Raw genomic sequence first — 22,607 nt, forward strand, 5'->3', positions numbered from 1 at the left:
TGGGCCGCCTGTCATGAAGCTTGAGAAAGTCGACGATCTGAACGCGCGGCCTCGGCTGCTCAGCGCGGTGCGGCGTTCGATCGCGGGGCCGACGCTGGCCGCGGCGCTGGCCGGGGTCGCGGCAGCCGCAACGGCAGGCGCGCTTTCCGCTGCCGCGCCGTGGCAGGAGCTGGCGGCGGCGCTGGCGTTCGGCGGGGCTGCGGCCGTGCTGGCCTGCTGGTTCGTTTCCGGCGCGATCGCGCGGCTCGTCACCGGCCCGGTCGAGCTGCTGCTCGATCAGCTCGACGACAGCGATCTCGACAATTTCCGCTGGCGGCGCGGCCAGGCGATGAGCCGCGCGCAGATCGAAGCCGATGTGAAACTGCTCCGGCGCCGGAGTCGCGAGATCATGCGCCGGTCGCGGACCCTCATCGACGAGCTGGAGCGCGCGCGCGAGCAGGCCAACCACCAGAATCTCGCCAAATCGCAGTTCCTTGCCAAGATGAGCCACGAGCTGCGCACGCCGCTGAACGCGATCCTGGGCTATGCGATGCTGCTGCACGAGGACGCCAGCGAAGCTGGCCAGGCTTCGGCGATGGCGGACCTGGACCGCATCCAGCAGGCGGGGCGCACGCTGCTGGCGCTGATTAACGACATTCTCGACCTCTCCAAGATCGACGCCGGCCGGATGACGGTCGAGCGATCGGCGATCGACGTGCACGCGCTCGCCGCAGCCGTCGCCGCTGCCTGCGGTGCCGGCGACCCGCCGAACGGCAACCGTTTCGAGCTGGCCGTCGATCCGGCGATCACCATCATGATCGGCGATGCGGCCAAGGTGCGCCGCTGCCTGATCAACCTGCTCGGCAACGCCTTCAAATTCACCCACGACGGCCTTGTCAGGCTTTCAGTCTCGCAACCCGAGCGGAGCGGATCGTCCTGGATCGAATTCGCGGTGTCGGACACCGGCATCGGGATCGCGCCGGACAATGTCGCCGGGCTGTTCGACGAGTTCCGGCAGCTGGACGGAGGCGCCACGCGCCAGTTCAGCGGCGCCGGGCTGGGTCTCGCGATCGCCAAGCGCCTCGCCACGCTGATGGGCGGCGACTGCACGGTCGAGAGCGCGGCCGGCGAAGGATCGACCTTCCGCATCCTCCTGCCGCTCGGCGACTCCGCTCCCCGCGCCGAGGATTCCTCAGGGACTCCCGCCGCCGATCCCGCCGGCACGCTGGTGCGAACGCCCAGCGCCGAGCACACCGCGATGGTCGTCGACGACGACGAAGCGACGATCGAGCTGATGCAGCGCTGGCTGGTGCGCATGGGCTATAATGTGGTTTCGACCGCAAGTGCGGACGGCGTGCTCGAGCTGGCGCGCACCCACCGGCCGGATTTCATCCTGCTCGACGTGCTGCTGCCGGGCCGCTCCGGCTATGAAGTGCTCGAAGAGCTGCGCGCCGATCCGGACGTCGGCCATATTCCGACGATCCTGATCACGGTCGAAGACGACCGTGCGCGCGGATTGCAGGCGGGCGCCACCGACTATCTGAGGAAGCCGATCACCGCGCACCAGCTGCGCAGCGTCCTCGACGTCTATCGCCTGCGCGCGACAGGCGAAGTGCTCGTCATCGACGACGATGACGATTCGGCCGAGTTGCTCGCGCGGAGCGTCGCGCAGGTGGGCTTTTCGGCCCGCCGCGCCACCGACGGCGCCGAAGGCCTCGCGATGGCTGCCGAGATGCGGCCCGATGCGATCGTGCTGGACCTGGCGATGCCGGTCATGAACGGCTTCGAGGTGCTCGACCAGCTCGCGACCGCCGAGGAACTGCGCGACGTGCCGCTGATCGTCGTTTCCGGCTGCGACATCACGATCGAGGAACATCGGCGTCTCGCCGCTGCGGGCCATCGCTTCTTTCCGAAGGCGGCGTCGACACCGCGTGAAATTGCCCAATCCCTGAAGGAGTTGGTGCTATGAGCGTTCCCGTTTCATCGGCACCGCCGAAGACCGTCCTGATCGTCGATGACGTCGAGGACAATCGCATCCTGCTGGACCGGGCGCTGAAATCGAGCGGCTACGTGACCGTGCACGCCGAAAGCGGGCGCGAGGCGCTGTCGCTGATCTCGCGGCAGATGCCGGACATCGTGCTGCTCGACTGGATGATGCCGGGATTCTCCGGGCTCGAGACGCTGCGCGCGATCCGCGAGACGCATCCGAAGACACGCCTTCCCGTCATCATGTGCACCGCGATGGGCGAGGAAATGTCGGTGGTGACGGCGATCAATGAGGGCGCCAACGACTATATGCTGAAGCCGATCAGCCTTGCGATCCTGCGCGCCCGCATGTCGGTGCACCTGGACCAGCGCGACGCGATGGATTCGCTGACGACCGAAAAAATGCATGCCGAGCGCCAGCTTGGCGAGCGGACGCGCGAGATGCTGACGGCCATCGCGCGGGACCGCGAAAATGCTCCAGCGGCGAACGGGGTGAACCGCTGAACATGATTTTGCCTTTCCTGAAGAACGACACCCTTCGATTGCCCGACCTGCGCACGACAGGCTCGCTGGCGGCCGTGCTGCTGTCGGCTGCGGCGCTGATCCTGGACCGCAGCCAGTTGGTGGGCGTGTCCGCGCTCGCGCTTGCCGCAGGGCTCGGCACGCTTACGGGACTGGCAGGACTGGCTGCTGCCGGCGCACGCAGCCGCAACCAGGCGCGCCTGCTCGCCGAAACCAACGAACAGCTCCGCAGCCTGCTTCACATCGATCAGCTGACCGGGTTGATGAACAGGTCCGCCTTCGACGCGGCGCTCGACGACCCGAAGCTTGCCGAGCACGAAATGCTGATCGTGCTGTTCTTCGACCTCGATCGGTTCAAGGACGTCAACGACACCTTGGGGCACAAGGCCGGCGACGACCTGCTGCGCCAGGTCGCGCAGCGCGCCTCGGCAGCCGTCGGATCGACGATCGCGCTCGCCCGGCTGGGCGGCGACGAATTCGCGTCGGTGATCGCCTGGACCGCCGACAGCCGCCCCGAACGCTATGGCTCCGCCATCGTCGAGGCAGTCGGCGCGCCCTATCTGATCGAGGGTCATCAGGTCGAAATCGCTGCGTCAGTCGGCCTCGCCGTCGGCGACCCGACACGCTTCAATCCGCGCGAGCTGCTGCGTCGCGCCGATCTGGCGATGTATGCCGCGAAGGGATCGGCGGGCGGGCGCTTCCGGCTATTCGACGACGCCCTCGATCGTCACCAGACCCGCGAAAGCTCGGTCCGGATCGAGCTCGGAAAGGCGCTGATCGAGAACCAATTCTCCCTGCACTTCCAGCCGCTGATCGACGCGCGGACGGGCGCGTTCAGCAGCGCCGAGGCGCTCCTCCGGTCCCAATCCGCGGCGCTTCGCGACGTGACCCCGGCCGCGCTGATCGCGACCGCCGAGACCAGCGGCCAGATCAACGCGCTGACCGACTGGACGGTCGAGACGGCGCTGACCGCGATCGCGCGCCTCAAGACGTCGCCGGTCGCGGTCAACATCTCGCCGGTCTATTTCCGCAAGCCCGAGTTCGTCTCCCGGCTGATGGATAAATTGCTGCTGGCGCGCGTGCGTCCCGACCTGCTGACTGTCGAGATCACCGAAAGCGTGCTGATCGAGAATCTGGACGCCGCCCGCCAGTCGGTCGACCGGCTGCGCGAGATCGGCATGAAGGTCTTTCTCGACGATTTCGGCACCGGCTATTCGTCGCTCAGCTACCTGCAATATTTCGAGCTCGACGGGCTGAAGCTCGACAAATCGTTCCTCCGCACCGTCGGCGATCGCCGCAAGACCAACCAGATCATCCGATCGATGATCGATTTCGGCCACAGCCTCGACATGCGCGTGGTCGTGGAAGGGGTCGAGAGCGACTGGCAGGTCCGCCTGCTGCAGCTGCTCGGCTGCGACCTGCTGCAGGGCTACGAGATCGGCATGCCGATGCCGCTGGACGACCTCCTCGCCTTCCGGGAACAGACCCTGCTGCCGGCCGACGCGGCCGCGCCCAAGCCGCAGCTGGGAAAGATCAAGGTCCACCCGATCCACCCGGTGTGAGCCCCGGCGCGCCGGGCCTTGATCGATTTTGCCCGACGCTCTGATGGAGTTTTGTCGTTATCCCTGCGCCTCTCTCTGTGCCTAGCTGTGCAGGCCGAAAAAAGGAGAGGATCACATGGACGCACCGACCAGCGGCAGCCCCCTTCACAATCCCAGGAAAGAGCCGGCCGCTCTGCGCAGCCTGCTCGGCCGCACCAACCGCGACTGGTGGCCGAACCAGCTTTCATTGGAAATCCTCCATCAGCACGGGCGCTCCGGCAACCCGATGGGCGACGATTTCGACTATGCGAAGGAATTCCAGACGATCGACTATCAGGCGCTGAAACGCGACCTGACTGCGCTGATGACCGACAGCCAGCCCTGGTGGCCAGCCGATTACGGCCATTACGGTCCCTTCTTCATCCGCATGGCCTGGCACGCGGCGGGCACCTACCGCACCGGCGACGGCCGCGGCGGCGCGAGCTCCGGCAACCAGCGCTTTGCTCCGCTGAACTCCTGGCCGGACAACGCCAATCTGGACAAGGCGCGGCGGCTGCTGTGGCCGGTCAAGCAGAAATACGGGCGCAAGCTCAGCTGGGCGGATTTGCTGATCCTGGCCGGCAACGTGGCGATCGAATCGATGGGCGGCCCGACCTTCGGCTTTGGCGGCGGGCGCGAGGACATCTACGAGCCCGAGAAGGACGTTTACTGGGGCACCGAGGAATTCTGGGTCGGCCACGAAAAGAACGAGACCCGCATCCAGCCCGAAAAGGAAATGGTACTGGAAGAGCCGCTGGCAGCGATCCAGATGGGCCTGATCTACGTCAATCCGGAAGGGCCTGGCGGCAATCCCGATCCGCTGCAATCCGCCCGCGACATCCGCGAGACGTTCGCGCGCATGGCGATGAACGACGAGGAGACGGTCGCGCTGACCGCCGGCGGCCACACTTTCGGCAAATGCCACGGCGCGGGCGACGCGTCAAAGGTCGGCGCGGAGCCGGAAGGCGCCGACATCGCCCAGCAGGGCCTTGGCTGGCAGAGCGGGCACCAGAGCGGCGTCGGCGACGACACCATCACCTCCGGCCTGGAAGGCGCCTGGACGCCGACACCCAATCGCTGGACGCACAATTATTTCCGGATGCTGCTCGACTATGACTATGAGCTGGTGCGCAGCCCCGCGGGCGCCCAGCAATGGCAGCCGGTCAACCAGAAGCCGGAGGATATGGCGCCCGGCGCGCACAGCCCCGACCGGCGCGTGCCGACGATGATGACCACCGCCGACATGGCGTTCAAGATGGACCCGGATTACCGGAAAATCTCCGAGCGCTTCTACAAGGACCCGCAAGCCTTCGCCGACGCCTGGGCGCGGGCATGGTTCAAGCTCACCCACCGCGACATGGGGCCCAAGGCCCGCTATCTCGGCCCCGAGGTGCCGGCGGAAGACCTGATCTGGCAAGACCCGGTTCCGGCCGGCACCAGGCTCGGCGATGCGGACGTCGCGACGCTGAAAGGCAAGATCGCGGACTCCGGCCTCAGCGTCGCCCAGCTGGTGAAGACCGCCTGGGCCTCCGCCTCCACCTTCCGCGATTCCGACAAGCGCGGCGGCGCCAACGGCGCACGAATCCGCCTCGCGCCGCAGAAGGACTGGGAGGTCAACGAGCCGGCCGAACTCGCGAAGGTGCTGCAGGTCTATGAAGGCATCCGGTCAGACTTCGGCGGCAAGGTCGGCATCGCCGACCTGATCGTGCTCGGCGGATCGGTGGGGATCGAGAAGGCAGCGAAGGCGGCCGGTGTCGACGTGGCCGTTCCGTTCGAATCCGGCCGCGGCGACGCGAGCCAGGAGCAGACCGACGCAGCGAGCTTCGCCCCGCTGGAGCCGAGGGCGGACGGCTTCCGCAACTATTTGCAGGTGCCGTTCAACGTCCCGACGGAGGAGTTGCTGGTCGACCGCGCCCAGCTGCTCGGCCTCACCGCGCCGGAGATGACGGTGCTGGTCGGCGGCTTGCGCGTGCTCGGCGTTAACCATGGCGGCTCGCAGGACGGCGTGTTCACCGACCGGCCGGGGCAGCTGACCAACGACTTCTTCGTCAACCTGCTCGACATGGGCACGGCGTGGAAGGAAGTGGACGGCCAGGGGGACGAGACGTTCGTCGGCACCTGCCGCCGGAGCAATGAGCAGAAATGGACGGCGACGCGGACCGACCTCGCCTTCGGCTCCAACTCGCAGCTCCGCGCCCTGTGTGAAGTCTATGCGGGCGACGATGCCGGCGAGAAGTTCGTGAAGGACTTCGTCAAGGCGTGGACCAAGGTGATGAACGCCGACCGCTTTGACCTGAGGCGCCATTGAGCGCAGACTGATCCGGCCGCGGCGCCCCGGTGCCGCGGCCGCACAGTGCGAAGCCGGAAAGACGGAGAGGATGCACCGGCGCGACATCGACCGCCTCGACCGGCGGCAGGCCTATTGGGTGCCGGCGGTCGTCTCGCCCGAGCGCGACTGGCGCGGTGCCCCCGGCTGCCGCCGCGGCGCGCGCTTCGTCGTCGACACCCGCTCCCTCAGCGCATGCCGCGACCGGTTCGACACATTCGACAGCCAGCTGAGCTGCCTCGAATGGATCATGTCCCATCGCGCCGACCTGCACCGCACCCTGCCCGGCGGCACGATCCGCGCCGTTCGCCTCGACCGCTGGCTGCTGGGGCTGGAGTGAAGCGCGCGCCTGCGGGACGAGTCCGGCGATGAATCCGGGGTGGGGCAGGCCCACCCCGGACGTTGTCACATGCCGTCGACGGCCTTGCTGACGAGGATATTTACCGCGACGCGGCGGTTCTGCGCCTTGCCTTCGACCGTATCGTTGCTTGCGGCCGGGTCCGCTTCGGCCATGCCGGTGGGAGTCAGCATGCGATACGGTTTCCAGCCGCAGGCCTGCTGGAGGTAATTGACGACGCGGCCGGCCCGCTTCTCGCTGAGCTGCTGGTTGAATTCCTGGCTTCCCGTCGAATCGGTGTAGCCCACGACCAACAGCAGGGCGTTGTCCATCCCGTCGGCTTCGGCCGCCGCGGCGCAGAGGTCGTTCTTCGCCTGATCGGACAGCACCGCCTTGCCGGTATCGAAGTTCACGTTCGTCGTGCTTTTGACGTTGTACTGGTCGATATCGCCCACGCGGCCGCGCAGGGCTTCAGTGGCGGCCGCATTTTGGGCGATCGCCGCGCCCTGTTCGCCAAAGCGCTGATCGGTGCCGTTGCGGATCATCGATGCGGTTCTGAGATCCTTGTTCTTCAGGTCGATCTCTTTCGCCACCAGGCGACCGCCCGCTTGCAATGTCTCGACGCTGACCGGCAGGCCGTTCAGCAGCGAATTCGCGGCGAGCTTGGTGCGATTGAGGCCGAGAAATCCACCGCTGGCCTTGATCCGGGTTTGATCGGTGATGGCGACGACCGTGCTGGCGCCGTCTGCAGTCGTGACTTGCATGCTGTCACCGCTGCGCGCGGAGATGATGCCTTCGATCTCCGGCCCTTCGGTCATCTCGACCGCTTCGGGCAGAGGCGAGCCGTAGACGTTCACCGACTGCTCGGCGTCGGGCGCGTCCTGCGGCGGCTGGGCGAAGCTGACCGATGCGGGTCCGGCCAGCAGGGCAAGCATCAAGAGAGTTCGTGGATTTTTGGAAATGACACCCATTGCGCGACTCCTTCAAACTGAGGCAGTCGAGGTCTGCGTGATCGCAGCTTCTCGTCCGACTGCGGCGTCTTGATCGCGCAATCCAACCTTTCGGGCAGATGAACACGCCCGCCACCCCCTGCGGCCGCCCGGACAATTGGAGGGTTACGTGAGGCGAACCGATGCGGGGCAAAGCCACGAAGGAAATCGGCGCCTGGTTTTCGACGCGTCGCGGGCCAGCCCTGAATCACCGGCTCGGGCTCATCGCGTGGCTCTCACCACGTTTTGCCGCCGACCCAATCCCCCGCGACGGCGCCGAAGGCGCGGACGTCGATGTCGTTCCAGATGCCGGCCTGGTAATAGGGATCGGCTTCGAGAAGTGCACGCGCGTCGGCTTCGCTTTCGGCCTTCACGATCAGCAGCGAGCCGGTGAACGCGCCGGCCTCGTCGCGCATCGGCCCGGCGACGGCGAGGCGGTCGAGATGCCCTTCCACATGCGCGAGGTGCTGCTTCAGCTTCTCCATGCGGATTGTGGCGGCGCCGGGCCGGTCACGCGCGACGATTGCGTAGAATTTGCTCACTTCTTGGTCTCCGCACTGAGGGACTGGATGTAATCGACGATCGCGCGCCGCCGCGCCGGATCGCTTTCGCCGGCAAATGCCATGCGCGTGCCCGGCACGACCTTTTGCGGTGCGGCGATGAAGGCGTCGATCGTCTCGGGCGTCCAGACGATGCCGCTCGCCTTCATCGCCGGCGAAAAGGCAAAGCCCGGCCGCACGCCGGCTTTTTCACCGATGATGCCGAACAGATTGGGGCCGGCCATGCGCGCGCCGCCCTTTTCAAACGTATGGCACAGCGCACATTGCCGCGCCGCGGCCGGCATCGCGGTCCGCTGCTGGGAACCGCCGCACGCGCTCATCAGGGTCAGCGGCAGGAGGGCCAGAATACGCAAGTTCACGAAACAGTCTCCCTGGTCAGGCCGAGCACGCCCGGATTCATCAGGCATGCCGGATCGAGCATCCGCTTGGTACCGCGCAACAGCGCAGCGGGCGCAGGCGACAACGCGTCCAGATAGGGATAGGTGCGCCCGATCTGGTTGGACGCGGCACCCAGCCGGCGGAACAGCGCGACGGTTTCGCCGCGCAGGCCGTCCACCAGCACCCGCGCCTCCGGGTTCGCCGCCGGCTCGGCGAGCGTTTCCGCGCGCGAAGGCGACAGGGCGCGGCGATGCGCCGGCAGCCACGCGTCGCGCCAGTGGAACACCGGCTCGAAACTGAAGCTGTGGTTGCCCAGCGCAGAGGCGAGGCGCGTCAGCGTGACGCCTTTTTCTGCCATCTCGGGCAAGCGCGGCCTAATCATAGCGTCGAAGGCGGCGATCAGGTCCCGCGCGTCCGAATGAGCGACCTTTGCGTTCAACGCCGCCCAGCGGCCGCCGTCCGCGTCCAGCACGGCATCGAGGCTGGAGAAGAGCGTGGCGCGGGCCACCCGCGGCACGGTCGATGCGATGCGCCGGCCGCCGGCGCCGGTCGCGATCCGCACTGCCTGTGCGAGGTCATGCCGCACGGCCGCATCGGACCGTCCGGCTGCGACCAGGTGGAGCGAATAGCAGCCCGCCGGAATCGGCCGCGTGCCGCCGCGCGCGAGCTCGGCCAGCGCGCGCATTGCCGCGACCGGTCTGCCCGTCTCACGCAGCACGGCCCAGGCTGTGCGGCCCGGCGCGTCGGCGAGCGAATGAGCGGCGGCCGGATCGAGTATATAGACTTCCTCGGCAAGATCGGCGCGGGCGATCTCGCTCAGCGCATCGGCCGCGCGCGGCAGGTCTGCGAACGCGAAGCTGGCATAGCCTTGCGCCTCGGGCGCCCGGATCATGCGGAGGCTCGCGCGCGTCTTGATGCCGAACGCGCCGCCGTCATGGACGAACAGCCCGGTCAGGTCAGGTCCGAAGCTGCGCAGGAACGGCTTGCTGCCGGCCGCAAGCGCCCCCTGTCCCGTCCGCAGCAAAGTGCCGTCGGCAAGCGCGACTTCCAGCTCCAGCACCATTTCCGCGGCAGAGCCGTAGCGGGCCGATCCGAAGAACAGCGCGCCGTGGCTCAGCCCACCGCCCACCGTCGCGCCGGCGCCGGAGAAAGTGCCGAAGAACGGCAGGCGCAGCCCGCGCGGGCGGAGCGCTTCGTGGATCTGCTTCCAGGTGACGCCGGCCTCGACCGTCACGACCAGATCGTCTTCGGCGATGTCGACGATCCGGTTCAGGCCGCCCAGGTCGACCGTCACCGTCTTGGCCGAGGGCGGGGCATAGCCGCCCGTGTAGCTGAGCCCGCCGCCGCGCGGCACGACCGCATGGCCACGGCTCGTTGCCGCCGCGATACAGGCCGCGGCCACTTCCGCGGTGGACGGCCGCACGACCGCTGCGGGCGCGGAGCCTTCGGCGTGCAGGTCGGACGCCGCGAGCGCCAGACTTTCCGCGTCCGTCCGCACCGCCTCCGCGCCTGCCGCGGCGCGGAGCGCCTCCAGCAGCGCGGCGTTGCTCATGCCGGTTTCCAGACGCTCAGCACGGCAATGGCGGCGATGAACACCCACAGCAGCACCAGCACCGATGTCGCGCGGACATAGGTGCGGCGGATGATCGCGTTGGTCCCGTCGGTGGGCCCCTCGCGGGCCATCACGGCCCAGGTCCTGAAATGCGCGATCAGCGCGAAACGGATGCCGACGCCGCAGGCGATCACGCCGGCGAATAGCGCCAGCTTCCAGCGCAGCCATTCGGGCATCGGCCAGCCGCCGCCGATCAGCTTCAGCGCGACACCGGTCAGCACCGCCATCAGAACATAGCGGGATGCGCGGTCGATCGCACCCAGCGTCTTGCCGCCGCCGCTGTGCCGCAGCCGGTGCACCGCCTCGATGAAGGCGAGCCACAGCACGCCGAACACGCCAGCCGCGATGGCCAGATCGTCGCCGCCCGGGATATAGCCGTAAAGCGCTGCCAGCGCCGTGCCGACCGTCGCCTGAAGCGCCAGCGCGTAGCGGACGTGCTGGTCGACATGCATCACATGCTCCATCAGCCGCGCGCGCTCGGAAAAGGGCATGTCGCCGCTATACGAGACGTAGCGATAGGTGCTGTTGATCACGAACTCGGAGCCGAGCCAGTAGCCCAGCACCGCGATGTGGATGGCGAGCAGCCAGGGTGCGATCACCGGGCCTCTCCGGTCCGCTCGCAGGCGGCGAGCTCATAAGCAGTCTGCATATAGCCGCCGACCGCGGCCTTCAGCAGCACATAGTCGCCGTCGCTGGTGCACCACAGGTCGTAGGGCGGATGCTCGAGCGGCAAGCCGGGCACGTCGACCATGCGGAAGTGAAGCGCGTCGAAGGCGCCCGCGCCCACCTCGATCCGCTCCGGCCCGACATATTCGATCGCGAGATCGACGCCGAACAGCATCGGGCCCGTCGCGCCGCGATGATCGGGGGACGACAGCAGCAGCCCGCGCGTGACCTGCACGTCGGGGCCCTGGCTCAGATCGTAGAGGCCGAGCAGGAAGCCGTCGTTGATCATCGCATGGTTGCCGAACGCCGGCAGGTGCCCGTCGATCGCCATGCGCTGCGAGAACCGCCCCTCTCCGGCGGTGAACGCCTCGCACTCGGCCACGCCTTGACCGAAGCGGAACCAGGCCGATCCCGTGAATGCGCCGCCCACGCAGATGCGGACGAAGCAATCGAGCGGCCTGCGGTCGGCCCCGACGCGAAGGTTCACGTCGCGGACAACCGCCGGCGCGTCGTCGATCTCGCCATGCGCGGCGATCGTGCGGCTGCCGTCGCCATGCACGTCGATGCGGAAATATTCGCGTCCGCGCGTCGCGCCCTGCCGCTCCGGTTTGGTGGACGTGTAGGCGATGGTCCCGGAGATGCTGCGCACGACGCTCATTTTGATAATCCCTAGAAGCTCTTGCTGACGGTCAGGCCATATTCGGGCTTGCGCGTCGGCGTGATCCCGAAGGCGCGCGACGAGTCGCCCGAAGGCGCCTTCGGCACGCCCGCGCCCAGGTCTACATAGCGCAGGATGCCGTCCGGCGACTTCTCGTCGAAGATGTTCTTGCCCCACAATGTGATCCGCAAGCCATTGTCGTCATGCAGGCCGATCTGCAGGTTGACCTTCGTGGAATCGCCGCTCTTTGCGAGGTTCAGCACCTGCGCGTAATAGCTGCTGCGGTAGATCAGGTCCGCGCCGGCGAACAGCGACCAGCCCGTTGCGATCTCGTTCTCGCTCCTGAGTCCGATCGAGCCGCTATGCTTGGAAACCAGCGGCGGGCGGTTCCCTGCAATCGAGGCCGCGTCGCGGCAGCCCGGCAGGTCCAGGTTGGTCGCCGTCCCCGTCTTGCAGGCCTTGCCGAGCAGCAGCACCGCCTGCTCCGGCTCGATGCCGCGGCGGATATCGGCATCCAGATAGGTGTAGTTGAACTGCAGCTGCAGCGCACGGCCGGCAAGCGGATAGGCGCCTTCCAGCTCCAGCCCGCGGATACGCGTGCGCCCGATATTGACGTTGTAGCTGTTGATCGCGGTTGCGGTCTGGTAGGTGTTGGTGAGCACCTGGTTGCGGTAATCCTGCCAGAAGGCGGACAGGTTCAGATAGTCGAAGCCCCAGCGCGAGGTCTTCACGCCCACTTCGTAGTTGGTGAGCTTCTCTTCCTTGACGGTCGAGATCGGCGCGCCGATCGGGTTGAAGCCGCCGGGTGCGTTGCCCTGCGCGAACTGGGCGTAGACGGTCACGTCCGGCGCCGCCTTCCAGTCGACCGTCAGGCGCGGCAAGGTGGCCTTGAACGTCGCCCGGCGCGTCCCCGCGACGCCGACGATCTGGTCCGGATTGGGCAGCGTCAGGCTGGCGATATAGGCGGCGCTGAACACGTCGCCCGCGCGATAGCTGGGCGTGCGGTTCCTGACTTTGTCGACCTGGTGCCGAAGCTCTGCGCCGACGGTCAGCGTGTCGGTCACGTCGAAGTCTATCCCGCCGAAGATTGCGCGGTTGTTGACGGTGCGGATGTCCGGCAGCAGGTCGAGCCCCAGCTCGCTCGCCTCCAGATATTGCGTGAGGCCATGGCGCCGATCGTGGCTGGCGAACACGCCGACGCGCCAGCGGAAACGATCGCTGGCGGGCGAGGAAATCCGCGCCTCGTAGGTCTCGGTCTGGCGCCGCGTGCCATCGGTCGTGTTGAAGCCCGACTGGGTGCAGAGCTGGTTGCCGATCGGCACGAAATTCGCACAGACGAACGGCGAGCCGAGCAGGTAGAATTCGCGCGCGTCGTAGGACTGGTCGGTGCCCAGCACCTCGACCAGGTCGCTGTAGCCGGCCTGAAACGAGAAATTATAGCCGGAGCCGCCGATGTCCCAGTCGAGCTCGCCCAGGAACCGGTCGGCATTGCGGTAAAGGCCGGGGCGCTGGAGCTTGTCCGAGTTCAGGCCGAACGTCTTCGGCACCTGGACGACGCCGCAATAATAGGGGCGCTTGGTCAGGAAGCAATTGTTCGCGGTCGAGGGCTGCAGCCCGATCGCATAGAGGCCATCATCGTCGCGCTGATGCAGCCAGCGAAGGTCGACCCTGAAATCATCCGACGGAGTCAGGAACAGGCCGGCCATATATTGATGCGTGTTCTGGTCGCCGAGCCGTTCCCCGGGGACCGCCTGGTTCCTGAACTGGCCGTCGATGTCGAAGAATTTGGCACCGGCCTGCAAGCCCAGCCAGGACGTGATGGGAGCCGACACGAAGGCGCTGAGCTCGCGCCGGTCATAGCTGCCGAGCGTGCCGGACACCTTGGCTTCCAGCCGGTCGGTCGGACGCTTCAGCACGACGTTGATCGCGCCCGACAACGTGCCGCGGCCGAACACGGCGGATTGCGGCCCCTTGATGATCTCCACCCGCTCGACATTGGCGAGCTCCAGCGACGAAAAGTCGCCGAAATAGGGCGCCCCGTCGAGGAAGATGCCGACCTTGCCGTCGGTGAACAGGATGTTGGACGCGCCGCGGATCACCGGCCGGTCGCCGCTGCGGCCGAACGACTGCTGGATCTGGAAGCCGGGCGTAAAATCGGCGAGGTCGACGATGTCGCTCGCCAGCCGGTCCTCGATCCGCTGCGACGAAAAGGCGCTGACCGAAACCGGCACGTCCTGCAGCGATTCCTCGCGCTTGCGGGCCGTGACGACGATCGCATCGCCGCGATCCTGCGCTTGCTCTTCAGCCGGAGCGGCATCGGTTTGAGCCGCCACCGGCACAGACGCCAGCCCGAATAGCGACGCCGCGATCAGCAGCGGCAATCGAGACCCCACGCGCAAATCTTTCGTCATATTCCCCCTCCCAATTCAGATTGTTCTTTGTGGCAGCCGCCCGCGGACGGGATCATTTCCACCGCCCCTTGTCTTTCAGGTACCGGCCGGCATCCTTCAGGTCGGACGGCTGGTATTTTTCGAACAGGTTCGGCGGATAACGCGGCACATATTGTTCGAACTCTTTCAGGAAGAGCTCCTTGTGGATCATCGGCTGGCGGTGGCGCGCGCGGAACTGGGCGATCGGAATCCGCGCCGCGACCAGCGTCTCGTTCGGGCTGGTCGCCTTGGCGAGCGGCTCTCCGTCCGGGCCGTAGATCGCCGATCCGCCGGCGTTCACATCCTCGAAGAAGGGGCCGCCGGGCGAGATCGCGTTGTTGCAGACGGCCGTGTAGAGGCCGTTGTAGAGCGAGGTCGCCTGCATATCGACGGGCGAGAAGCCGCCGGTCGCGGTGCGCAGGATCACTTCTGCACCCTTGATCGCGGCGGCGCGGAAATATTCCGGCTCGCGCTGGATCGAGCTGGTCAGGATGTTGCCGATCGGCGTGTGCACGACGGGCACGACGGCATCCTCGCCATACATTTCGGTATAGCGGTCGAGCACGTCGTAGATGGTCGTCGTGAACAGCTCGGTCTCGCCGCCGAACAGGCCTTTGACGTTCCGCGCCTTCCAGTTCTTCGCGATGATCTTGCCGGCCGGATCGATGATCGTCGTGATCGACAGCGCGTGGCCGGGCCAGTCGGGATCGCGGGCATAGGATCCGAACACGATGTACATGCCGTAGGCGCGGGCCTTGGCGGCGATCGCTTCGGTTTCCTCGCCCGGAATGTCGATCGCGACGCGCAGCACCTCGTCGCGCGTCCAGTCGCGCCAGCCGGTGATCGGAAATTCGTGGAAGAACAGCAGGTCCGGCTTCACGAAACCCATCGTCGACGCGTCGATCAGCGCCAGCATATGGTCGAGATTGGCCTTGCGCGTCGCGTTCAGCCGCGCCAGGTCGACCGGGATCACCCGGCTCTGGGCGACGCCGAGGGTGAAGGCATCGCGGGCAAGCGGGACGACCGGGTAGGTCCCGTCCGGCCGCACCTCGACCGGCGCGCCCGCTTTCGGACCGGCGGCGCCCGCCCGCCCGGTCGCCAGCGCCGCCACGCCGAGCCCAGCGATCGACCCCAGAATGCCGCGCCGCGAAAGCGCCCCCTTGCGAACGTCGTGCGTCATCGGCGCCGTCTCCTCTGGCCTGGGGTTCACCTCGGTGCGCGGGGCTGGAAGCTGTAGAAGCCGGGATCGTCGTGCGACTGCCAGTCGCGGGTGACGCGCGCTTCGTTGATCACGGTGCGCTGGAACAACCGCCCCTTGCGGTACCAGTGCCAGGTGCGGTTCTTGGCGTCGCCGTCCTCGGCGACGGTGATCATTTCGTAATAGCGGAAGTCCGGCTCATGCGCCCGCGTCCAGCCGACCATGATCGTGCGGTTGGTGGGGTCGAGCTGCACCGCGCCGGTCCAGCCGTCGATCAGCTCGTTCTTGATCCAGACCCGGTCGCCGCGGAAAATGCCGTCGAAATAGCGGATCTCGCGGCTGCCATCGGCCCAGGTGTAGATGTTGGTCTGGCTGAGCCTGGCCTCGCCGTCCGGGCCATCGGTCAGGCGGCAGATCAGCTTCGACTGATGGCGATCGATGATATTGTGATCGGGGTCCAGGTGGACATACTCGCCTTCCCACACGCCCGCCTGGTCGGCGACCAATGGCGAACGTTCCGCAATCACACCCATGCGCATCCTCCGTTTTGTCCGGACAACTTTCCGGCAACACCGATGCGCTTCCACCAAATTTTTGTCTTTTTGCACAACTGTGAGTTGTATGTCCGGATCATGGAATCGCGCCACGTCCGTCATTTTCTCGCCGCCTATGATGCGGGCACTTTCGCCGGGGCGGCGGACCGGCTGCGGCTGAGCCAGCAGGCGATCAGCAAGAGCATTGCGCGGCTGGAAAGCCACCTCGGCGTGCGCCTGTTCGAGCGCGACGGCCGGCGGGTGCGGCCCACGCCTTATGCCGAGCTGTTCGTGCCGCATGCGCGCACCATCGCCGCGGAATCGGACCGCTTCCGCGCCGACTTGCAGGACATGCTGGGCGGAAGGGCCGGATTGTTGCGGATCGGCGTGGGGCCCAGCCCGGCAGCCGGTCTGCTCGCCGAAGCCATCGAAGGCTTGGGGTTGGGGCGCGAGGTCCGGTTCTCCGTTGCAGCCGGCGTGTACGAAAAGATGATCGACGATCTGGTGCGCGGCCGGCTCGACCTGCTGGTCGCGCTTCGCCAGGTCGATCGCAACGAACCGCTGGTGCGAGAGGAAGTGCTGGGAGACGTCGCCTATGTCGTCGTCGCCGGCGCAAAGCACCCGCTCGCCGGGCGGAGGAACATTCCGCTGGCCGAGATCGCGCTCGAACGCTGGCTCGCCGGCACCGATATCGGCGCCGTGGAGCGTGCCTATCTGGCCAGCTTCGCCGCCGCCGGAACCCCGCTCGGACGGCCGGAAATCGAGACCACTTCGGTGCTGTTCGCCCATGCCACGCTCGACCACGGCGCGCACCTGGCGATTCTTCCCGAGCTGATGGTGCGGCGCGAAGTGCGCGCGGGGCGGCTCGTCATCCTCGATGTCGATGCCGAGGCCTGGACGCGACCGCTTGTGATCGCGACACGCGTGCGCGCACCGACACCGCCCCTGGTCGCGTCATTGATCCAGCAGCTGAAGCTGTCCTTCGCTCAGGCCGGCGGCTGAGCGAGTTCGGCCGGGCCGCCCGGCCGCTCCCCGTCCATCGCGATCGGCAACGCCGGCAGCATCGCCTCGCGCCCGTCCGGCATCCGCACCGCCTGCAGTCCGCCGGATGCGAGCAGGTGCGGATCGTCGAACAGCTCCTCCGGCCGCCCGATCGGCGCAAACGGCAGGCCCGAGCCTTCCAGCCGCGTGACGATCTCGTCGCGCGTGAAGCCGGACAGCAATTCGCGGATCACGGGGAGGATCCGGTCGCGCGCCTTCACGCGTTCGTTGTTCTTGCGCAGGCTCTCGTCGGCCCAGAGTTCGCCCAGGCCGAACAGCGTGCAGAATTTCTCCCACAGCGCGTCGGTGACGACGCCGATGAAGATCGGCTCGTCCCTGGTCTGGAAGACGTCGTAGATCGCCCAGGCGGAGATGCGCGCGGGCATCGGATCGGCGGCTTTCCCGGTCACTGCCTTCTGCGCCATGTGCTGGCCGACCAGCCACACGGTCGTCTCGAACAGCGCCGACTGGATCTTCTGCCCCCGCCCGGTCCGGTGCCGTTCCTCCAGCGCGGCAAGGATGCCGATCACGCCGAACATGCCGCCGGTCGCGTCGATGACGCTGGTGCCGGCGCGCAAGGGGCGGCCGGGCGGTCCGGTCATATAGGCAAGCCCTCCCATCATCTGCGCCACTTCGTCGAGCGCCGTGCGGTTCTCGTACGGGCCGGGCAAGAAGCCCTTCAGCGTGCAGTAGATCAGGCCGGGATTGTCCGCGCTCAGCGCCTCGTAGCCGAGGCCCAGCCGGTCGAGCGCGCCGGGACGGAAATTCTCGATCAGGATATCCGCGTCGCCGACCAGCCGCTTCGCCTCGGCAAGGCCTTCGGCGCTTTTCAGGTCGAGGAAGACGCTGTCCTTGTGCCGGTTGTACATCGGGAAATAGCCGGCGCCGGAGCCGATCAGGTTGCGCGTATGGTCGCCGCCTTCCGGCTCCACGCGCGTCACATCCGCGCCGAGCGCGGCAAGGATCGCGCCCGCGGCCGGGCCCATCACCATATGCGTGAACTCGACGACCTTCAGGCCCTTAAGCGGCGTCGCGCTCATGCCGCGCGCCTTTTTTCGAGGCCGAGCGGCAGGCCGGCATCGGGCGTGAAGCCGTACAGCGGCTCGCCAGGTAACGCGTCTTGCAGGATGCGGCGCACCTGCATCAGCCTGTCTAGATCGATGCCGGTCTCGTGCCCCATCGCGTCCAGCATGAAGGCCAGGTCCTCCGTGACGATGTTGCCGGATGCGCCCGGCGCATAGGGGCAGCCGCCGAGGCCGCCGAGCGAAGCGTCGAGCGTCGTGATCCCTTCCTCCAGCCCCGCGAGCGCATTGGCGAGGCCGAGCCCGCGGGTGTTGTGCAAGTGGAGCGTGGTCAGCATTTCCGCGCCCACTGCCGCCTTCACCTTGCGGATAAGCCGCCTGACCTGCGCCGGATCGGCATAGCCGGTGGTGTCCGACAGGCTCAGCTCCTTCGCGCCCGCCGCAACGGCCTGCTCGGCCAGGCGAACGACCTGATCCTCCGCGATCGCGCCTTCGATCGTGCAGCCGAACGCGGTTGCCAGCCCGACCGCGAAATGCACGCCCGCCGCGTCCGCAATGGCGGCGACGGCGCGGATTTCGGCGATCATCTCGGGATGCGTCTTGCGGACGTTCCTCTGGCTGTGCGTCTCCGACATCGAAAAGGGAATCGACATGGCATGGACGCCGGCCGCGACCGCGCGCTCGGCACCCTTCGCGTTCGGCACCAGCGCGACCACGTTCAGGCCGGGCAATGAGCGCGCGAACCGCACCAGCTCTTCCGTGTCCGCCATCTGCGGCAGCAGCTTCGCGGGCACGAAACTGCCCACCTCGATCTCGCGCACGCCCGCTTCGGCCTCGGCCTTGATCCAGGCCTTCTTGGCCTCGAGCGGCATGACCCGATCGATGCTTTGCAGGCCATCGCGCAGGCCGACTTCGGAGATGAGGATGAAGGTCATGAATCCTCCAGATAGACCCAGGGCCGCGCCACCCGGTCGCGCGCCTGGAAGGCGGCGATTGCGCTGCGATGCTTGAAAGTCAGGTCGATCGCGTCGAGGCCTTCGGCAAGCATCGCCTTGGCTGACGGATCTATCTCGAACGAATAGCTGAGCGGGCCGTACGCGACGGTCTGCGCCGGCAAGTCGATCGTGACGGGAGCGCCCTCGCCTGCAATCGCCTCGATCGCATCTTCCGGCAGAACGACGGGAATGATGCCGTTGCGCACGCAATTCCCGCGAAAGATCGGCGCGAAGCTCGGCGCGATGACCGCCCTCACGCCATATTCGTGCAACGCCCAGACCGCATGCTCGCGGCTCGACCCGCAGCCGAAATTGGGGCCGCCGAGCAGGATCGGCGCATGCGCGAAGCCGGGCTGGTTCAGTACGAACTCTGGGTTGGGATCGCGCGAACCGGGCGCCGTATAACGCCAGCCGGCGAACAGCCCGTCGGCCAGCCCGGTCTTGCCGACGCTCTTCATCTCGCGCGAGGGAATGATCTGGTCGGTGTCGATATTCGGCCGGATCAGCGGCGCGGCGACGCCAGAGACATGGGGCACGGGCTCGGTCATTGCGCGAGCTCCCGCGGGTCGGCGATCGCGCCGCGGATCGCGCTGGCGGCGACGGTCTCCGGGCTGGCGAGATGCGTCCGCACGCCCGGCCCCTGCCGCCCCTCGAAATTGCGGTTGGTCGAGGACAGCACGCGGGTCCCCGGCGCGAATCCTTCGCCGCCGGCGTAGAAGCACATCGAGCAGCCGCTCAGCCGCCATTCGAAGCCGGCATCGGTGAAGACACGGTCCAACCCCTCCGCCTCCGCGGCGCGGCGCACGCTCATCGATCCCGGAATGACCAGTGCCTGCACGCCCGACGCGACATGGCGCCCCTTCACGATCGCAGCGGCGCGGCGCAGGTCCGACAGGCGGCTGTTGGTGCAGCTGCCGATGAAGGCGGCGTCGATCGGCAGGCCTTCGAGACGGGTGCCGGCCTCCAGCCCGATATAGCCGAGTTCGCGCGCGTCCGCCTGCGGTACGACACCGCCGATACCGACGCTGCTCTGCGGCGAGGTGCCCCAGCTGACCATCGGTTCGATCGCCGAAGCATCGACCTCGATCTCCCGATCGAAGCGCGCGCCCGGATCGGTCGCGAGGGTCCGCCATTCGACGAGCGCCCGTTCCCACAGCGCGCCCTTAGGCGCGTAGCGGCGCCCTTTGAGATAATCGAACGCCACATCGTCCGGCGCGACGAAACCGGTTACCGCCGCAAACTCGGTCGCCATGTTGCAGAGCGTCAGCCGCCCTTCGATGTCGAGCGCCTCGACCGCTTCGCCCGCAAACTCGATCGCATAGCCGCTGCCGCCGGCCGCGCCGTGGCCGGCGATCAGCGCCAGCGCCATGTCCTTGGGCGTGACGCCGGGCTGCAGCCTGCCGCTGAAGGTCACGCGCATCGTCTCCGGCCGGCTCATCCTAAGCGTGCCGGTCGCCATCGCATGTTCGGCTTCCGACGATCCGATGCCCCAGGCCAAAGCGCCGAGCGCGCCCTGGCTGCAGGTATGGCTGTCCGGGCAGACCAGCGTCAGCCCCGGCAGCACGATCGCCAGTTCCGGCGAGATGACATGGACGATGCCCTGGTCCGGATCATCGATGTCGAACAGGCGGATACGTGCCGCCTTTGCCGCCGCGCGCGTCTCCGTCAGGAACACGTCGCCGCCCTTGACCAAAGTGCCGGTCCGGCCCGGCCGCGTGTCGACGATATGATCCATCGTGCAGAACACGCGCGCCGGGTCCGCCACCGTCCGTCCCGCTTCGGCAAGCGCCTTGAGCGCCACCGACCCGGTCCGCTCGTGGAGGAAAATGCGATCGATCGCGATCAGCTCCGCGCCGTCGTCAAGCCGCGCGACACGGTGGCTGTCCCACAGCTTCTCGAACAGCGTGCGAGGCGCAGGATCAGGCAGCGGCGGCCTCCATCTCGCGATCGACCGACCGCCAGTCGCGCGTCACCAGCCGCTCCTGGATCGCGGTCCGCGTTTCCAGCTGACCGTTCCTGATCCAGTGCCAGGTGCGGCAGCGGCTCTGCCCGTCGTCGGCAAGCTGGATCATCTCGTAGAGATACAGGCTCGGGTCGCCGGTGCGCTGCCAATAGAGCATCATTGTGCGGTTGTTCTGGTCGAGCGCGACCTCGGCGGCCCAGCCCTTGATCAGCTCATTGTCCCACCAGATGCGCTTGTCGCGATAGGCTGCGGGAAAGTCGCGAATGTCCTTGCGTCCATCGTCCCAGATATAATGATTGGTCTGGTGATAGGGGTGCTCGCTATCTTCGTCGACGCGGCAGAGCAGGCGCGACTTGTGCTCGTCCACCTTCTCGCCGGCCGCGTTATAGTAGGTATAGACCCCGTCCCACACGCCTTCGTGGCGCGCGAGCAGCGGCATGTCGTCGCGAATTCCCATCATTGTCCTCCCTGTGATTGCATGGCGGCGGCGAGCTCGCGGGCGGCGGTGGCGCGGAGCAGCGCACGATGCTCCAGCGCCAGCCGCTCGGGCGCTAGCACCGCCGGGTCGAAGTCGATCGCGGTGGCCGGGCTTGCCTCGTACCAGGGATCGAACAAGTGGCGGGCGCGAACGATGCTCCAGGCGCGGGTCAGATAGGCGCCGAAGCGATCGGGCGCGAGGTTCGGGAACAGCCGCGACGGGTCGCCGCGGGGTGCCGGTTCGGCCTGGATGGACGCGTCGCCTGCAACTGCCGTCACAACCTGCCGCCATGGCTGCCATTCGGTCGGGGGCGGACCGGACCAGCTATCGGACAGGCCGTGGCCCGGAAGATCGATCGCGAAGCCGGGCGCGCCGTCGAGCAATTCCAGCGCACGGCCGGGGCCGTGAAGTGCGACCTCCTTCCCCGGCGTGCCGCGCCAGTGGATCAGGCCGTCGAACCCGTCCACCGTCACTCGCCTGAACCCCTCGTCGCCGGCCTCGGCGATCCGCCCGGCTTCCGGAGCCGGATGCTGCTGCAGGAATTCGAGACTCGCCGCCTGATGCGCCGCGGGCGTCGGCACCTTCCGCGCTTCCCAGCTCTCCGGCAGCTCGCCCAGCCGATCGATATGCGCCTGCAGCGGATCGCCGTCATAGGCAGTGATCAGCACCGGCGGCACTGCGGTTCCGACCGCCGGGATGTCACGCGGCGCCCGCAGCACCGCGCCATAGCCGGCGCGATAGGCGTCGCCGGAATCGAGCATTTCGCGGATCACCGCGTCCACGCGCGCCGGATCGTCATGCGCCATCCTGAGCCGCATGCTCGGCCGTACGTCGAACCAGGGGAAGAACCAGGTCTGCTCCAGGATGCGGTTCCACAGCCAGGTCAGATGCTCGCCATAGGCAGACGGGCGGAACGGCGGCAGATAGGATTGGCCGAAAACTGCCATCTCCTCCGGCGTCCAGATCGCATAGCCGCCGATCGCGAGCGCGGAGAATCGCTGCGGCTGCTTGCGGAGCGCCGTGACCAGGATGATGCCGCCCGAATGGAAGCCATAGGCGCCGGTCCGCTGCACCCCGATCGCATCGAGGAAGCCCAGCATCGCGTCGGCGAAGTCGTCGATCGTCGGCTCCGCGATCGGCAGCGGATCGGACTGGCCGAAGCCCGGCGTATCGGGCGCGATGCACGTGAAATGCTCGGCCCATCCTCGCATCAGCGGCTCATATTCGGCCGAGGAGCGCGGGCTCTGGTGCGCCATCAGCAGCGGCGGCCCCTTGCCGGCGCGGCGATAATGGACGCGGCGGCTGCCGACATCGACGAAGTGGCGGGTGATTTCCATTGCCCCAATTTGTCCGGA

The 22,607-nt window shown here is 67.4% G+C and carries 21 protein-coding genes; 6 read left to right on the plus strand and 15 right to left on the minus strand.

Going from position 1 to position 22,607, the window contains the following annotated elements:
- Positions 1-13: 13 nt before the first annotated feature.
- The 5 genes from VFT73_RS14560 (at position 14) to VFT73_RS14580 (ending at position 6,733) form a co-directional block, all read left to right on the plus strand.
- Positions 14-1,948, plus strand: coding sequence for a response regulator (locus tag VFT73_RS14560; protein WP_326412706.1), 1,935 nt, complete (start codon positions 14-16; stop codon positions 1,946-1,948).
- Entirely contained in the window at positions 1,945-2,469 is a 525-nt protein-coding gene (locus tag VFT73_RS14565) for a response regulator (RefSeq protein ID WP_326412708.1), read from the plus strand. Before VFT73_RS14560 ends, VFT73_RS14565 begins: the two co-directional genes overlap by 4 nt.
- A 2-nt stretch (positions 2,470-2,471) precedes the next feature.
- Positions 2,472-4,049, plus strand: coding sequence for a putative bifunctional diguanylate cyclase/phosphodiesterase (locus tag VFT73_RS14570; protein WP_326412710.1), 1,578 nt, complete (start codon positions 2,472-2,474; stop codon positions 4,047-4,049).
- 115 nt (positions 4,050-4,164) lie between these two features.
- Positions 4,165-6,375 (plus strand): catalase/peroxidase HPI, encoded by a 2,211-nt coding sequence (katG, locus tag VFT73_RS14575; RefSeq protein ID WP_326412712.1) that lies wholly within the window; start codon positions 4,165-4,167, stop codon positions 6,373-6,375.
- Between the two features lie 70 nt (positions 6,376-6,445).
- Positions 6,446-6,733: a hypothetical protein gene (locus VFT73_RS14580; RefSeq protein WP_326412714.1), complete on the plus strand. Its 288-nt coding sequence runs from the start codon at positions 6,446-6,448 to the stop codon at positions 6,731-6,733.
- 65 nt (positions 6,734-6,798) lie between these two features.
- Here VFT73_RS14580 and VFT73_RS14585 read toward each other — a convergent pair whose 3' ends face one another.
- The 9 genes from VFT73_RS14585 to VFT73_RS14625 form a co-directional block, all read right to left on the minus strand.
- Positions 6,799-7,701 carry an OmpA family protein gene (locus VFT73_RS14585; RefSeq protein ID WP_326412716.1) on the minus strand — a complete coding sequence of 301 codons (903 nt, stop codon included), beginning with the start codon at positions 7,699-7,701 and terminating at the stop codon, positions 6,799-6,801.
- Positions 7,702-7,955: 254 nt separating this feature from the next.
- Positions 7,956-8,261: a YciI family protein gene (locus VFT73_RS14590; protein ID WP_326412718.1), complete on the minus strand. Its 306-nt coding sequence runs from the start codon at positions 8,259-8,261 to the stop codon at positions 7,956-7,958.
- On the minus strand, positions 8,258-8,638 hold the full coding sequence (locus VFT73_RS14595; protein ID WP_326412720.1) for a c-type cytochrome: 381 nt from the start codon (positions 8,636-8,638) through the stop codon (positions 8,258-8,260). The genes VFT73_RS14590 and VFT73_RS14595 overlap by 4 nt, the downstream gene beginning before the upstream one ends.
- Positions 8,635-10,209, minus strand: coding sequence for an FAD-binding oxidoreductase (locus tag VFT73_RS14600; protein ID WP_326412722.1), 1,575 nt, complete (start codon positions 10,207-10,209; stop codon positions 8,635-8,637). Before VFT73_RS14600 ends, VFT73_RS14595 begins: the two co-directional genes overlap by 4 nt.
- Positions 10,206-10,868, minus strand: coding sequence for a hypothetical protein (locus VFT73_RS14605; protein WP_326412723.1), 663 nt, complete (start codon positions 10,866-10,868; stop codon positions 10,206-10,208). The genes VFT73_RS14600 and VFT73_RS14605 overlap by 4 nt, the downstream gene beginning before the upstream one ends.
- Positions 10,865-11,593 carry a hypothetical protein gene (locus VFT73_RS14610; protein ID WP_326412725.1) on the minus strand — a complete coding sequence of 243 codons (729 nt, stop codon included), beginning with the start codon at positions 11,591-11,593 and terminating at the stop codon, positions 10,865-10,867. The genes VFT73_RS14605 and VFT73_RS14610 overlap by 4 nt, the downstream gene beginning before the upstream one ends.
- 11 nt (positions 11,594-11,604) lie before the next feature.
- The gene (locus VFT73_RS14615) at positions 11,605-13,986 is read right to left on the minus strand and encodes a TonB-dependent receptor (RefSeq protein ID WP_326412727.1); all 2,382 of its coding nucleotides are present in this window, start codon (positions 13,984-13,986) and stop codon (positions 11,605-11,607) included.
- Between the two features lie 70 nt (positions 13,987-14,056).
- On the minus strand, positions 14,057-15,202 hold the full coding sequence (locus VFT73_RS14620; protein ID WP_326412729.1) for a nitrilase-related carbon-nitrogen hydrolase: 1,146 nt from the start codon (positions 15,200-15,202) through the stop codon (positions 14,057-14,059).
- Positions 15,203-15,228: 26 nt separating this feature from the next.
- Positions 15,229-15,753, minus strand: a complete 525-nt coding sequence (locus VFT73_RS14625) for a DUF3598 domain-containing protein (RefSeq protein WP_326412731.1) — start codon at positions 15,751-15,753, stop codon at positions 15,229-15,231.
- Between VFT73_RS14625 and VFT73_RS14630 the strand changes: the two genes are divergently transcribed.
- On the plus strand, positions 15,682-16,755 hold the full coding sequence (locus VFT73_RS14630; RefSeq protein ID WP_326412733.1) for a LysR family transcriptional regulator: 1,074 nt from the start codon (positions 15,682-15,684) through the stop codon (positions 16,753-16,755). The two genes, VFT73_RS14625 and VFT73_RS14630, sit on opposite strands and share 72 nt — an antisense overlap.
- On the opposite strand, the gene VFT73_RS14635 is transcribed toward VFT73_RS14630, so the two are convergent.
- Genes VFT73_RS14635 through VFT73_RS14660 form a run of 6 tightly spaced genes read right to left on the minus strand, consistent with a single transcriptional unit; the run spans position 16,740 to position 22,589 of the window.
- Complete coding sequence (locus VFT73_RS14635) at positions 16,740-17,834, minus strand: CoA transferase (RefSeq protein ID WP_326412735.1); 1,095 nt, start codon at positions 17,832-17,834, stop codon at positions 16,740-16,742. The genes VFT73_RS14630 and VFT73_RS14635 overlap by 16 nt on opposite strands.
- A complete protein-coding gene (locus VFT73_RS14640; RefSeq protein ID WP_326412737.1) occupies positions 17,831-18,751 on the minus strand; it encodes a hydroxymethylglutaryl-CoA lyase in 921 nt (306 codons plus the stop codon). Before VFT73_RS14640 ends, VFT73_RS14635 begins: the two co-directional genes overlap by 4 nt.
- Entirely contained in the window at positions 18,748-19,359 is a 612-nt protein-coding gene (gene leuD, locus VFT73_RS14645; RefSeq protein ID WP_326412740.1) for a 3-isopropylmalate dehydratase small subunit, read from the minus strand. The genes VFT73_RS14640 and leuD overlap by 4 nt, the downstream gene beginning before the upstream one ends.
- Positions 19,356-20,738, minus strand: coding sequence for a 3-isopropylmalate dehydratase large subunit (locus VFT73_RS14650; RefSeq protein WP_326412827.1), 1,383 nt, complete (start codon positions 20,736-20,738; stop codon positions 19,356-19,358). The genes leuD and VFT73_RS14650 overlap by 4 nt, the downstream gene beginning before the upstream one ends.
- On the minus strand, positions 20,731-21,231 hold the full coding sequence (locus VFT73_RS14655) for a DUF3598 domain-containing protein (RefSeq protein ID WP_326412742.1): 501 nt from the start codon (positions 21,229-21,231) through the stop codon (positions 20,731-20,733). Before VFT73_RS14655 ends, VFT73_RS14650 begins: the two co-directional genes overlap by 8 nt.
- Positions 21,231-22,589, minus strand: a complete 1,359-nt coding sequence (locus VFT73_RS14660; RefSeq protein ID WP_326412744.1) for an alpha/beta hydrolase — start codon at positions 22,587-22,589, stop codon at positions 21,231-21,233. The genes VFT73_RS14655 and VFT73_RS14660 overlap by 1 nt, the downstream gene beginning before the upstream one ends.
- Positions 22,590-22,607: the final 18 nt, after the last annotated feature.

Origin of the sequence: Sphingomonas sp. (genome assembly GCF_035758555.1) — a bacterium.
Lineage (GTDB): Bacteria > Pseudomonadota > Alphaproteobacteria > Sphingomonadales > Sphingomonadaceae > Sphingomonas_B.

Excerpts from the sequence above, each read along its gene's own strand:
- VFT73_RS14640 (WP_326412737.1), bottom strand. The coding sequence starts at position 18,751 with ATGACCTTCATCCTCATCTCCGAAGTCGGCCTGCGCGATGGCCTGCAA.
- VFT73_RS14635 (WP_326412735.1), bottom strand. The coding sequence starts at position 17,834 with ATGAGCGCGACGCCGCTTAAGGGCCTGAAGGTCGTCGAGTTCACGCAT.
- leuD (WP_326412740.1), bottom strand. The coding sequence starts at position 19,359 with ATGACCGAGCCCGTGCCCCATGTCTCTGGCGTCGCCGCGCCGCTGATC.
- VFT73_RS14660 (WP_326412744.1), bottom strand. The coding sequence starts at position 22,589 with ATGGAAATCACCCGCCACTTCGTCGATGTCGGCAGCCGCCGCGTCCAT.
- VFT73_RS14600 (WP_326412722.1), bottom strand. The coding sequence starts at position 10,209 with ATGAGCAACGCCGCGCTGCTGGAGGCGCTCCGCGCCGCGGCAGGCGCG.
- VFT73_RS14580 (WP_326412714.1), top strand. The coding sequence starts at position 6,446 with ATGCACCGGCGCGACATCGACCGCCTCGACCGGCGGCAGGCCTATTGG.
- VFT73_RS14570 (WP_326412710.1), top strand. The coding sequence starts at position 2,472 with ATGATTTTGCCTTTCCTGAAGAACGACACCCTTCGATTGCCCGACCTG.
- VFT73_RS14625 (WP_326412731.1), bottom strand. The coding sequence starts at position 15,753 with ATGGGTGTGATTGCGGAACGTTCGCCATTGGTCGCCGACCAGGCGGGC.
- VFT73_RS14655 (WP_326412742.1), bottom strand. The coding sequence starts at position 21,231 with ATGGGAATTCGCGACGACATGCCGCTGCTCGCGCGCCACGAAGGCGTG.
- VFT73_RS14565 (WP_326412708.1), top strand. The coding sequence starts at position 1,945 with ATGAGCGTTCCCGTTTCATCGGCACCGCCGAAGACCGTCCTGATCGTC.
- VFT73_RS14585 (WP_326412716.1), bottom strand. The coding sequence starts at position 7,701 with ATGGGTGTCATTTCCAAAAATCCACGAACTCTCTTGATGCTTGCCCTG.
- VFT73_RS14560 (WP_326412706.1), top strand. The coding sequence starts at position 14 with ATGAAGCTTGAGAAAGTCGACGATCTGAACGCGCGGCCTCGGCTGCTC.
- VFT73_RS14620 (WP_326412729.1), bottom strand. The coding sequence starts at position 15,202 with ATGACGCACGACGTTCGCAAGGGGGCGCTTTCGCGGCGCGGCATTCTG.
- katG (WP_326412712.1), top strand. The coding sequence starts at position 4,165 with ATGGACGCACCGACCAGCGGCAGCCCCCTTCACAATCCCAGGAAAGAG.
- VFT73_RS14610 (WP_326412725.1), bottom strand. The coding sequence starts at position 11,593 with ATGAGCGTCGTGCGCAGCATCTCCGGGACCATCGCCTACACGTCCACC.